Origin of the sequence: Streptomyces chartreusis NRRL 3882 (assembly GCF_900236475.1) — a bacterium.
Classification (GTDB): domain Bacteria; phylum Actinomycetota; class Actinomycetes; order Streptomycetales; family Streptomycetaceae; genus Streptomyces; species Streptomyces chartreusis_D.
On the sequence record NZ_LT963352.1, the window covers coordinates 8,761,131 to 8,773,053 of the forward strand.

Genomic DNA, 11,923 nt, shown 5'->3' on the forward strand with positions numbered 1-11,923 from the left:
GGGTCACCTCTCCTCGGCCAGGGTGCTGCGGACCTTTTCGGCCAGGTGCACGGCCAGGTGCCGGCGCCAAGGCGGCCGCCCGTGGACATCGTCCAGGAGGAGACGGCGAGGGAGCGCGGACAACAGGCTGCCGCGCAGCTCGTCAGGGGACGGCACGCACTCGAATACGACGGTCACCGGTCGGGTCGTGGCGGCGGTGACGGTGACGCTCAGCCGCCCTTCCTCCCGACCCCGGGTGCCGGTGACCAGGGCCACCGACCTGCCCCACGCGTGTGTGTTGACCCTGCGCATCAGACTGCGCGCGGCGAGTGCTCCGGCCGGCAGCGTGAGCGAGCGCAGCAGCTCACCCGGAGCCAATCCAGTGGACCCGGGCCCCGTGACGAAGTCCTGGACGGGCATGACACGCTCTGCTCCGTCCAGGCCCCGTACCCGGCAGGTGCCGCTCAGCGCCACGGCCATGGAGATCATGGGGCCGGCCGGCAGGGCGGCGCACAGGTTGCCTCCCACCGTCGCGGTGTTCCACACCTTGAAGGACGACGAGAACGCCCGGCAGCAGCCGGCGATCAGCGCCCGCCCCGACGGCCACCGTGTGCCGGGCGTTTCGGCGAACGCCAGCAGCTCGGTGATCGTGCAGGTGGCCGCCACCTCGATCCCCGCCTCGGTCACGGTGAGCGGCGGCCACCCATGGGTGGTCAGATCGCGCAGCCGCCGAAGGCCGGGCCGGGGTTCGGCGAACAGGGTCGTGCCGCCGGCCAGCCAGGCGTCCCCCTGCCGCCAGGGCAACGGGATCCGCCCGTCGACGACCTCACGCACTGCCGTCAGATCCATGGCCCGCTCCCAGGCTTCAGGGTCGCCAGCCGTCCCGAACGGGCAACGGCCATCCCTACGGCAAGAACGCGTTCTCGACCCGGACGTGACTCGCTCATCGTGCTCCCCGCAGATCTCCCGGCCGGCACTCGGTCCTCGGTGCACAGCTAGGCTCCCCGGCGGCGATGCCCGGCAAAGGGGGCTGACCGGGTGATGCTGAGGGCCTGCCACCTGCGAGTTCCCGATCTGTCGCGTTGCGGCTTGTCCGATCGGCGGCGGATACTGACCGTGAGCGGCTGCACTGCGGAAGGGCCTGGACGGTGGGCGAATACGTTGAGCTACCCGGCGTGAAGACGTGGTACGAGGCGGAAGGCGCTGGTGATCCGTTGCTCCTTCTCCACGGCGGCCTCTGTACGAACGAGACCTGGGGCGCCCAGCGAGCCGACCTCGCGGCGCGGTACCGCCTGATCCTGCCCGAGCGTCGCGGACACGGGCATACGCCCGACGTCGAAGGGCCACTTTCGTATCAGGACATGGCTGACGACACCGTCGCCTTCATCGAGTCGGTCGTCGGCGGCCCCGCCCATCTCGTCGGCTGGAGCGACGGCGGGATCGTCGCGTTGCTCGTCGCCATCGCACGCCCCGACCTGGTCCGGAAGGTAGTGGCCATGGGGGCCAACTTCCTCCCCGCCCCGGAATGCTCCGCGGCGCCGGCGTTGCTGGACCACATGTCGGCGGATGCCCCCGACATGGCGGCGTTCCGGGGGATGTACGAAGCCGCGTCGCCCGACGGCGCCGACCACTGGCCGGTCGTCGTGAACAAGGTGGTCGACATGATCCGTACGCAGCCCACCATCTCCACCGACGACCTGGCTCGTATCAGTGCGCCCACACTCGTCCTCGTCGGTGACGACGACCTGACGACACTCGAGCACACGATTGCCCTCTATCGCGCGATCCCCCACTCCGAACTGGCCGTCGTCCCGGGGACCTCTCACGCGCTGCCGATGGAGAAGCCCGAGCAGGTCAACCGGCTCATTCTCGATTTCCTCACGAACGATCCCGTACCGACGATGTTCCCGGTACGGCGGGCTGCGGCCTGACGGGCAGTACGGTGCGGAGAGGGATGGGGCACCGAAGGTCCGAAGGTGTGGCGGACGCCTGGGCCGAGTAGCCCGGCGTCCTGCTTGAACATGGTCGGTGTCGGGCTGGGCTTGACCCTGCACCGCGGTGCAGGGTGCACCGTTGCCGGCATGACGCATCCCAACCGCCGCCTGCGGACCGACCCCGTCCGGATCGGCGCTCTTTACGACCTCGCCGTCGCGCCCGTGTTCGCGACCCCTTTGACAGCACCGCTCGCCATCGACGGGGTCAGCGCCGTGCACACCGCCCTCGGCCTGCCAGGACGCGCACCGGCCGGATTCGGGCCGGAGCACCTGTTGTTCGTCAACTTCTTCGGCGTCCTGGTGACGATGTGGGCGGTGGTGCGCCTGGTGCGCGCCGACGTCGTGACCGCAGCGGCCGACACCGCTGGACGGGCGGCCTTCGCCTTGCTGATGATGTATGCCCTGACCGCCGGCGTAACGCTCGCGCTCGCGGTCTTCCTCGTGATCGAGATCGGCTTCCTGCTCGCGCAGGGGCGGGAGTTGCTCCGGACACGGCGAGCACGTGCCATCAGCCCCCGAGAGACTGTGAACCCATGACGCCAACCGACGCCGCCCGCGCCGCCGGCGTGCCGGTGAGCACTCTGCGCTACTACGAGCGGCGCGGGTTCCTCTCCCCAGAGCGAGACCCGCACTCCGGATACCGCCGCTACTCGGAGGAGGATGTCCGCCGCGCCCGTTTCGTGCAGCGGGCACAACGGCTGGGATTCGGCATGGGGGACGTCGCGGCGTTCCTGACGCTCTCGGAGAAGGGCGTCGTCCCGTCATCGCGCCTGCGCGCCGTCGTCGAAGCCAAGCTCGCGGACCTCGACTCACGCATCGCCGACCTTGCGCGGATGCGCGAGGCCCTCGCGGCGCTGGCGGACGGTGCCGCAGACGGCGACTGCGCGTGCCCCGTCGAGGCGGCCCTGACCGGGGCGGGACCAGGGACCGGCTCCGCCCCCGGCTCGTGATCAAGCCTGAGGTGACGGGCCGGTGACGGACCGTTTCCCTCATACCCCGGGCCGTCAGCTCGGTCACGGCGCGTGAGCCCCCGGCCGGTGCCGGTTGTCCTATCGATCCGGTAATGATCCACCCAAGATCTGCATATGCGTATATGGAACGTGCATACGATCCGGCGTGTGAACAGAGTTGCGAAGATCGGCCTAGCCGGTACGTGCACCGCGCTGGTCGTCGTCTGCGGAATCGGCGCCTACAACATGGTGCATGCCCTGACCTCCGGTTCCGGGGGTGACGTTCGGACAAAGGCGGCGCGCACGTTCGACGCGTCAGCCGTGTCGAGCACGCCGCCGACGGACGCCGAAGCCGTCAGGTTGACCCGCGCGTTCCTGGACGGCTGGTCCAAGCAGGACCTCGGCGGCGCGGCCGACGAAACCGATCTGCCGGGCACGGCCGCAACGGCATTGCGGGGATACACGAACGGCCTGCACCTGAAGAAGCTGTCGTTCGATCACATTCACTCGGTGGGGCCCTCGACGGTCACGCAGGGCGCCACCAAGGTCACCTTCGACGTCACCGCCCAGGTCGCGGGCGGCACGTGGAACTACCCCAGCGCGGTGGCGGTGCGGAAGAGCACAGACGGTGTGCTGGCGGCCCACTGGAACAACTCGGTGCTCTACCCGGGCCTGGGCGACGACCAGTCGCTGACCGCAGGCAAGCTGCCGGCCGACACCACCACCGTGAAGGTGGTCGCCGGCGACGGAAAGACGGACCTGTCCGCCTACCCGTCCCTGCGGGACATCACGACGGTGATCCGCAAGAACGCCAAGCCCACAGGCGGAACACCCGGCACGGGCGTGGCCGTGGTCGACGGTACCGGCGCGGGCGTCAAGACGCTGAAGGTCTTCTCCAAGGGGCGGGCTGCCGTCGTGAGGACCACGATCGACGCCCGTCTTCAGTCGGTGGCCGAAACCGCGGTGAAGGACGCTCATCTCCAGGACCGGCCCGCAGGGACGGTGGCGCTCGACTGGCGAACCGGCCACATCCTCGCGATCGCGCACACGGGCGCGGACGGCGACATCGCCATCAACGGCATCAAGTCGCCCGGCTCCACCATGAAGATCATCAGCTCGGCGGCCCTGTTCGACCAGGCGGGTCTCACACCGAGCAGTCCGGCGCCCTGTACGGACTCGCTCATGGCCGACAGCCAGCTGTTCCACAACGACCCGGGAGTGAGGGCCGACCCCGGCTCCACGATCGCCCAGGCGTTCAGGGTGTCCTGCAACACCTCTTTCATCAAGGACGGCTTCCACTACCTCGTGCATGACGGAGACGCCTCCGCCCTGCACGACGAGGCGGTGAACGTCTTCGGCATGGGCAGCTGGTCCATCGGGGGCGGTGTCGCCACCACCGACCCGAGCATCCCGCCGGACATCGAGGGCGGTGACCAGGCGGCCCAGTTCATCGGTCAGGGCAAGGTCACGGCCACACCGCTTTTCATGGCCTCGGTGGCGGCGACCGTACGCAACGCGGGCTTCGAGCAGCCGATCATCCTGCCCGGGCAGCACCAGGACACCGCGTCCCGCCCCATCTCCGCCCGCACGGCCGGCTATCTGCAGTCGATGATGCGCAGTGTGGCCACCAGCGGCACGGCGGCACCGCGCCTCGCCGGACTGGCGGGCGTCGGCGCCAAGACGGGCACCGCGGAGGAAGGCGACCACACCAACGGCTGGCTGACGGCGTACGACTCCCGCATCGCCGTCGCGGCGCTTGTGGAAGGCGGCAGCTCCGGCGTGGACTCCGCCGGATACGTCGTGCACGACCTGCTGTCCGTGGAGTAACCCGCCCCGAGCCAGGTGGCCGGTGTGTTTCGGCACCGCTCTTGACCGAGCCTTGGCTGATCACACATTCGTTCGTGGCCGTAGGTGCTTTACAGTCCGGCCGGGCCGCTGACTTCCGGGCCCCGCCCGCTCGTTCCCGGACGCATCCTCGATGGTGGGATGCAAGCAGTCCCGGCCCCCCCACTTCGGCGTGGCGCACTCTGTACCTCTCTTCAAGGACCTCCATGCGTCTGTCGTCCCGTGCCTTGACGGTGCTCGCCGCTGCGGCACTCCCGTTGGCCCTGGCCTCCTGCTCGTCCGCCTCGTCCGCCGATACGTCCGCGGCCACCGCACCGGCCAAGCCCAAGGACCCCAACGCCGGTCTGCTGACGGGCACACAGCTGAAGAAGGCCCTGGCTCCCGCGTCGTACTTCCCGTCCGGCTTCGCCGCCGACCCCGGCCTCGCCCGGGACACCGGCGACACCTACCAGGCACCGGCCACCAAGAGCGCCACCAGGCCGCACTGCGCCGATCTCGCAGCCACCAGCTGGATCAGCCTCACCGGCGTGGAGGGTGTGTCGTTCGCACAGGACTCCCACATCAACAAGAACACGTCCGCCGAGCTCGACCAGGAGATCGACGTCTACCGCGGCACTACGGCCGCGGACGTGATGAAGGACGTGGCGAAGGTCGCCGCCGCGTGCCCGAGCTACACCGACGCCGACACCCACAGCACCGTGAAGGTCACCGGCGCCTCCACGACCGGGCTCGGAGACGAGGCGTACACCATCACGCTCACCGACAGTGCCTGGGAAAGCGGCACCACGCTGATCGCCGCCCGCGCGGGCACGGCAGTCGTCAGCGTGCTGTCCACGGACGGCGGTGACAACGGTGCTGCGAGCGCCAAGAGGCTCGCACAGCACGTCCTGGCCTCTGTGAAAAGAGTGAGCGACACGGCCGGCCAAAGCTGAACCCGCTCGCGCGGCGCCGTCCGGTGGAACCGGGAGGGAACTCCTGGTCATGGGTTCCCATGGACGACCGTTCGAGCAAAGGCTCGTGCCTAGCATGACGCGGTCACGAACGGTACGACCCGGGGAGGCCGGAATGGTGTGTTCCGGCCTCGGGCGAAGGTCGCCGCGTCTGTGGGGCGTCATCGGTCTCGCCGAGGACACTGTGCAGTTCCCCACCCGGTATGCCGATCTGCCGGTCGCGAAAGGAGGTTGGACCGCGCACAGGGCACTCTCGACGGCTTCCGCCACGGGGACGGGTGGATGCCTCTCACCCGACTGAGCCTCTTCGACGACCGCTTCGGCCTCGGCGGGTCGGGCCCCGCCGTCTGACCGCGATGCCTTCCTTCCCCGACCACGACCTCCAGCCGGACTGGTGCCGCGGCGACCTCAGCCTCCAGTTGCACGCCGACGACCCTGACACCGTGCTGCACGCCCTGCGTGACATCGCGCGGCACACCCCGGGGCGGAATGCGGGTTCGCCGGCGCCACGGAAACCTACCTGAATCGGCGCCGCAGGCAGCGGGCAACCGCTTGACGCCACCGATGTGACTCGGCGCGGCGCGGTGTTTCCGGCTGTCGTCGTCGGGCGCGGTCGGGAGCGGCTCCACCCGACGCCGTGATGACGGACGCTGCCGGTCACTCCGCGCGGAGCAGGGTGAAGGCCGTGAGTACCGCGGCGTGGTCCGATGGCCAGTCGTTGTCGGTGACGTCGGGCCACGCGCGTGGGGTGCCGCTGACGATGGTGCGGGAGTCGAGGACCTTCAGGCCCTGTCCGTTGTGGAGGACGTAGTCGATGCGGTCCTGGGGCTCGGGGCGGCCGCTGCCGTCCTCGTGTTCGGGGTGGACGGGGGACCAGGTGTGGCCGGGGTCGGTGGCCGGGTCGGGGTGGGCCTCGCGGTAGGAGTCGCGCAGGCCGGCCTCCTCGGCGGCCTGTGTCACCGGCCATGCGACGTCCGGCCAGTCCAGGTGGGAGGGGGTGTTGAAGTCCCCGGTGAGAATCACGGGCGTGGTGTCGGCGGCCGACCGCGCGATCCATCGCAGGGTGTCCCGCATCTGCGCGAGCCGGACCTCCTCGTGGGCGATCAGTTCGGCCGCGGGGAGTCCGTCGAAGGCTGCTTCGTAGGGGCCGTAGGGCGTGTGGTGGAGGTGGGTTGTCCAGACGTCGACCTCATGAGCCTCGTCGACAAGGATGCGGGCGCCGGCCGCGCCGTAGAAGCCGACGCCGGGGTCGCCGAGGCGGGCGATGATCGGGTGGCGGCTGATGACGCCGAGATTCTGGCCTGCCGCGTGGTGGTGCCAGCCGAGCGCCTCGGCGAGTTCCCGGGCGGCGCTGCCACCTGTTTCCTGCAGGCCGACGACGTCGGCCCCGGTGTCCAGGATGACCTTGAGCTGCTTGGCCCGGTGGTCGTCCACCTGCGTCCCGCCGTGCCAGAGGTTCCAGCTGAGCACGCGCAACTCGCGGGGCAGCATGGCGCGCAGCCGCTGCGGGGTGACCCCTTCGAGGCTGTCCAGCACCGTCCGCCCTGCCGCCCTGGCGATCGGCGCCAGGGACGGCACCGCGAGCACCGCGCAGCCGGCGGCCTCGGCAGAGATGACGCCCGTCTGGGTGTCCTCGACGGCCACACATCGGGCAGGGTCGGCGGCGAGGGCATGGCATGCGGCGAGATAGGGGTCGGCAGCCGGTTTGGTGCGCACGGTGTCGTCGGCGGTGACGGAGACCGCGAAGCGGTGGGTGCCGAGGGCGGCAAGGACGGTGTCGGCGACAGCTCGGGGGGAGGCGGTGACCAGGGCGGTCGGAATACCGTCGCGGGCGAGGGCGTCGAGGAGGCCGATGGCACCGGGGCGGGGCACGATGCCCGTGTGGACGCGGTCGCTGAACTCCCGGTGCAGCGCGGCGGCGAGCTCGGCGGGCGGCCGGCCCGTGGCCGCGGCAAGCCACGCGGCGGTGTGCTCGACCGGCCGGCCGAGCACCTCCGGCTGGTCCGCCGTGGTCAGCTCCCGGCCCGCGACCTGTTCCACCGCCTCCCACCACAGCCGCTCGGTGTCGACGAGCGTGCCGTCCATGTCGAACAGGACAGCCTGGAGCGGGAGTCGAGTCACGGTTCTCTCTTTCTCTCTTTCCGGTGGGGGGCTTGTGCGATGAGCTTCAGCGTTCGGCCACCAGCACCGGCCGATCGGGCAGCGACACTCGTACGGTGGTCCCCACGCCGAGCGCGGCGGCCTCGTGGGTGGGCAGGTCGGCCTTGACCTCGGTGCCGTCCGCGAGCCGTACGGTGAGACGGGTGGCCGCGCCGAGGAAGGCCGCGGCAAGCACGCGGGCGTCGCCGTGCTCGTCCGCCGCGACATGGACCGCTTCGGGCCGCACCAGTACGTCCACCTCCGGCGTCGCGGGTGCCTGCCCGTCGACCGGGAGCCGCCGGCCGAGGACCTCGACGGTCGTGCCGTGCAGCCGCCCGGGGATCCGGCTCATGGTGCCCACGAACTCGGCGACGAAGGCGGTGGCGGGGCGGCCGTACAACTCGGCCGGGGGAGCGCACTGTTCGAGCTTCCCGGCGCGCATGACCGCGACCCGGTCGGCCATGGACAGGGCCTCCTCCTGGTCGTGTGTGACGAACAGGGTGGTGATGCCGAGCTCCTGCTGGAGGCGGCGGATCTCCTCGCGCAGGGTCAGGCGCACCTTGGCGTCGAGCGCCGACAGAGGTTCGTCGAGCAGCAGGACGCGCGGGCGCAGGGCGAGAGCGCGGGCGAGTGCGACGCGCTGCTGCTGCCCGCCGGAGAGCTGGTGCGGGAAACGGCCGCCCTGGTCGCCGAGGCCCACCAGGTCGAGCAGCTCCGCGGCCCGCTCCCGACGTTTGCCGGTACTCACCTTGCGCATGCGCAGCCCGAAGGCGACGTTGTCGACGGCGTTGAGGTGCGGGAAGAGGCTGTACGACTGGAAGACCATTCCGGCGTCGCGGCGGTGGGCCGGGACGCGGGTGACGTCCTGGCCGTCGACCAGCACGGCACCGGCGTCGTGTTGCTCGAATCCGGCGAGCACGCGCAGGGCGGTGGTCTTGCCGCAGCCGGACGGGCCGAGCAGCGCGAGTAGCTCGCCCGGCCGCACGGCCAGGTCGAGTCCGTCGAGGGCGACGGTCGAACCGAACTCGCGGCGCAGGCCCCGGAATTCGACGGTGGCGGCCTGGCCCGTGGCGGTTGCCTTCTCGGGCGGGCCGGCGATGGTGGCGGTCATGTTCATCCCCGGGAGGAAGCGGTTCGGTTACGCCCGCCGACGCCGGCGAGTGCGAGGAGCAGTGCCCAGGTGACGAGCAGGCTGAGCACGGAGACGGCGACGGACAGCTGGGCCTGCGAACCGCTGACGTTCACGATCCACACGGCGAACGGCTGGAAGCCGAGCAGCTGGGCGACGGTGAACTCGCCGAGCACCAGCGCCAGGGTGAGGAAGGAGGCGTTGAGCAGCGCCCCGCGCAGATTCGGCAGCACGGCCTGGACCAGCGCCTGCGTGCGGCTCGCACCGCAGCTGCGGGCCGCCTCGACGAGGGTGCGTACGTCGATGGCGCGCAGCCCGGCGTCCAGCGCCCGGTACACGAAGGGCAGCGCCATCACGACGTAGGCGAGGACCAGCACGAACGGGAAGCCGGGGTTCTGGATCGCCACGAAGGTCTGGAACAGCGGGGTGCGCGAGAGGTGGTCGGGCCCCCACTTCAGGACGGTGCCGATGCCGGCGACGAACGCGATCGGCGGCACCACCAGCGGCAGGGAGCAGACCACCTCGACGACCGGCCGCAGTGCGGGTGCGCCCAGCCGGAGCGCGACCACGGCGGGCACCATCACAAGCAGGACGAGCACGATGGTGGCGGCGGCCAGCTCCAGGGAGAGAAGCAGGCTGGAGCCGAAGCCGCCGGTGGAGAGGATCCGCGTGTAGGCGTCGAAGGTGAAGCCCTGGCCGGGGACGTCGATGGTGAAGACGACGGACGCGGCCAGCGGCACCAGGAAGTACAGGCCGGTGCAGGCCAGGACGCCCCAGCGCCACAGGTTCAGGCGAGCCATCGCGCGCTCCTCCGTTGCAGGGGCAGGTACACGGCCATCACCAGGGCGGCGACGAGGACCATGTCGAGGCTGAGGGCCAGCGCCACGTTCTCCTGGCCGACCAGCACGTTCCCGGACAGGGCGTCCGCGATCTGCAGGGTGACCAGCGGCACGGAACTGCCCACCATGGCCGCGGCGGTGGCGTACGCGGCAAAGGCGCTGCCGAACAGCAGCACCAGCCCGCCGAGCAGCGAGGGCGCGAGGACCGGCAGGGCCACGTGCAGCCAGTACTGGAGGGTGGTGGCGCCGTTGTTGTGGGCGGCCTCGCGCCACTGGGAGCGCAAACCCTCCAGGGCCGGGGTGATGGTGAGGACCATCAGCGGGATCAGGAAGTACAGGTAAACGATCACCAGGCCCCAGAAGCTGTACAGGTCCCAGCCGGCGGCCGTCAGCCCCAGGTGCCGGGTCAGTACGCCCGCGTTGCCGAGCGTCGCGACGAAGGCGAAGGCCAGCGGGACACCGCCGAAGTTGGCGAGCACACCGGACGCGGTGAGCACGGCCTCGCGCAGCGCGCGGAACCGGGAGGTCACCACGACCTGGGCGAGCGGCAGGCCGACGGCGGCGGCGATGGCGGCGGAGACGGCGGACAGCTTGATGCTGCCGAGCAGTGCGGTCAGGTACGGCCCCCGCAGCGAGGCCGTCATGTTGGCCAGGCTGTAGGTCGCGGCACCGGTGGCCTGGTCCTTCACGGTGAACGCGCCGTTCAGCATGGCCACGGCGGGCAGGCCGAAGGCGATCGCCGTGAAGACGAGCAGCGGAAGGACGGAGAAGAGGCCGGGGGCGCGGCCCCGCCGCCGCATCGAAGCGACGGGCGCCGCACCGGCCCTCGGGAGGGTGGCGGTCATCCGGAGACGGCCTTCCCCCAGCCCTCGGCGAGGGCCGTCTTCGCCTTGTCCTGCTGGGCCTCGGTCGGGAAGGCGGGCGTACCCGAGACCTTGGGCAGCTTGGCGGCGGCCGTCTTGTCGAGGGTGCCGGCCTTCTCCATGGCGGCCATCAGCGCGGGACGGGCGTATCCCTTGAGCCACAGGTTCTGGCCCTCGGCGCTGTAGAGGTACTCCTCCCACAGGCGGGCCGCCGCCGGGTGCGGGGCGTCCTTGTTGATGGCCTGGGAGTAGTACTGGGCGAACTTGCCGTCGCTCGGGACCGTCACCTTCCAGTCCAGGCCCTTGGAGTCGAACTCGTCGGCGTATCCGGCGTTGAGGTAGTCCCAGTCGATGCTGATGGGCGTCTCGCCCTTCTCGACGGTGGCCGGCGTCGACTCCACGGGCGTGTAGTTGCCGTTCTTCTTCAGCTTGGCGAAGAAGTCGAGGCCGGGCTGGATGTTGTCGAAGGAGCCGCCGTTCGCGAGTGCGGCCGCGTACACGCCGGCGAAGGCCGACCCCGACTTGGTGGGGTTGCCGTTGAGGGCGACCTGGCCCTTGTACTGCGGCTTGAGCAGGTCCTTGAAGGTGGTCGGGCACTGCTTGACCCGCTTGGCGTCGCAGCCGATGGAGATGTACCCGCCGTAGTCGTTGTACCAGCGGCCCTGGGTGTCCTTCTGTCCCTCGGGGATGTCGGCGAAGCCCTGCACCTTGTACGGCGCGAGCAGCCCCTGCTGGGCCGCGCTGAGCGCGAAGGAGCTGCCGAGGTCGAGGACGTCCGGGGCGCGGTCCTGGCCCTTGCGCGAGGTGACGGCGTTGATCTCGTCCTGGCTGGAGCCGTCCGGGTTCTCGACCTGGACCTTGATGCCGTACTTCTTCTGGAAGCCGTCGATGAGGGCGCCGTAGTTGGCCCAGTCCCGGGGCAGTGCGATGGCGTGCAGCGTGCCCTCCTTCTTCGCCGCGGCGACCAGCTTGTCCATGCCGCCGAAGCCGGCTGCGGAGGTGACGGTCGCGGCGCTCTTGCCGTCGGCGGTGGCCGACGCGTTGTCGGGGGCTGCGCCGCAGGCGCTCAGGGCGAGCGCGGCGACGACGGCGAGGGAACCGCCAAGGACGGCTGTTCTCGGCAGGGACTCGGACACGGCTGCTCCAGGGGACGCGCGAGGGATGAGAAGGCAGGGAGTGACTTGTCTGAACAAGTTGGCCCCAAGTAGGCCCGCCCCAGATGTCCTGCCCGTGAA

General features: G+C 70.6%; 12 protein-coding genes. 6 read left to right on the forward strand and 6 right to left on the reverse strand.

The features are described 5' to 3' along the window. Positions 1–3 precede the first annotated feature (3 nt). Positions 4–828 carry an FAD binding domain-containing protein gene (locus tag SCNRRL3882_RS39440; protein WP_010038545.1) on the reverse strand — a complete coding sequence of 275 codons (825 nt, stop codon included), beginning with the start codon at positions 826–828 and terminating at the stop codon, positions 4–6. Positions 829–1,127: 299 nt separating this feature from the next. Here SCNRRL3882_RS39440 and SCNRRL3882_RS39445 point away from each other — a divergent pair, with 299 nt between their 5' ends. The 6 genes from SCNRRL3882_RS39445 (at position 1,128) to SCNRRL3882_RS39470 (ending at position 6,242) form a co-directional block, all read left to right on the forward strand. Next, positions 1,128–1,910: an alpha/beta fold hydrolase gene (locus SCNRRL3882_RS39445; RefSeq protein WP_010038547.1), complete on the forward strand. Its 783-nt coding sequence runs from the start codon at positions 1,128–1,130 to the stop codon at positions 1,908–1,910. A gap of 84 nt (positions 1,911–1,994) precedes the next feature. Further along, entirely contained in the window at positions 1,995–2,510 is a 516-nt protein-coding gene (locus tag SCNRRL3882_RS39450) for a hypothetical protein (protein ID WP_158688403.1), read from the forward strand. Beyond that, positions 2,507–2,923, forward strand: coding sequence for a MerR family transcriptional regulator (locus tag SCNRRL3882_RS39455; protein ID WP_010038552.1), 417 nt, complete (start codon positions 2,507–2,509; stop codon positions 2,921–2,923). The genes SCNRRL3882_RS39450 and SCNRRL3882_RS39455 overlap by 4 nt, the downstream gene beginning before the upstream one ends. A 168-nt stretch (positions 2,924–3,091) precedes the next feature. Further along, positions 3,092–4,750 carry a penicillin-binding transpeptidase domain-containing protein gene (locus SCNRRL3882_RS39460; protein ID WP_010038554.1) on the forward strand — a complete coding sequence of 553 codons (1,659 nt, stop codon included), beginning with the start codon at positions 3,092–3,094 and terminating at the stop codon, positions 4,748–4,750. A gap of 224 nt (positions 4,751–4,974) precedes the next feature. Further along, complete coding sequence (locus SCNRRL3882_RS39465; protein WP_010038557.1) at positions 4,975–5,700, forward strand: hypothetical protein; 726 nt, start codon at positions 4,975–4,977, stop codon at positions 5,698–5,700. Positions 5,701–6,074: 374 nt separating this feature from the next. Continuing rightward, positions 6,075–6,242 (forward strand): Dyp-type peroxidase domain-containing protein, encoded by a 168-nt coding sequence (locus SCNRRL3882_RS39470; RefSeq protein ID WP_010038560.1) that lies wholly within the window; start codon positions 6,075–6,077, stop codon positions 6,240–6,242. Between the two features lie 133 nt (positions 6,243–6,375). Here the strand turns inward: SCNRRL3882_RS39470 and SCNRRL3882_RS39475 are convergent, their stop codons facing one another. The 5 genes from SCNRRL3882_RS39475 to SCNRRL3882_RS39495 are packed head-to-tail and all read right to left on the reverse strand — an operon-like array spanning position 6,376 to position 11,824. After that, positions 6,376–7,839, reverse strand: coding sequence for an HAD-IA family hydrolase (locus tag SCNRRL3882_RS39475; RefSeq protein ID WP_010038562.1), 1,464 nt, complete (start codon positions 7,837–7,839; stop codon positions 6,376–6,378). 46 nt (positions 7,840–7,885) lie between these two features. Beyond that, positions 7,886–8,968: an ABC transporter ATP-binding protein gene (locus tag SCNRRL3882_RS39480; RefSeq protein ID WP_010038564.1), complete on the reverse strand. Its 1,083-nt coding sequence runs from the start codon at positions 8,966–8,968 to the stop codon at positions 7,886–7,888. Positions 8,969–8,970: 2 nt separating this feature from the next. Next, a complete protein-coding gene (locus SCNRRL3882_RS39485; RefSeq protein ID WP_010038566.1) occupies positions 8,971–9,786 on the reverse strand; it encodes an ABC transporter permease in 816 nt (271 codons plus the stop codon). Then, entirely contained in the window at positions 9,774–10,670 is an 897-nt protein-coding gene (locus tag SCNRRL3882_RS39490) for an ABC transporter permease (RefSeq protein ID WP_010038568.1), read from the reverse strand. The genes SCNRRL3882_RS39485 and SCNRRL3882_RS39490 overlap by 13 nt, the downstream gene beginning before the upstream one ends. After that, complete coding sequence (locus SCNRRL3882_RS39495; RefSeq protein WP_010038577.1) at positions 10,667–11,824, reverse strand: ABC transporter substrate-binding protein; 1,158 nt, start codon at positions 11,822–11,824, stop codon at positions 10,667–10,669. The genes SCNRRL3882_RS39490 and SCNRRL3882_RS39495 overlap by 4 nt, the downstream gene beginning before the upstream one ends. Positions 11,825–11,923: the final 99 nt, after the last annotated feature.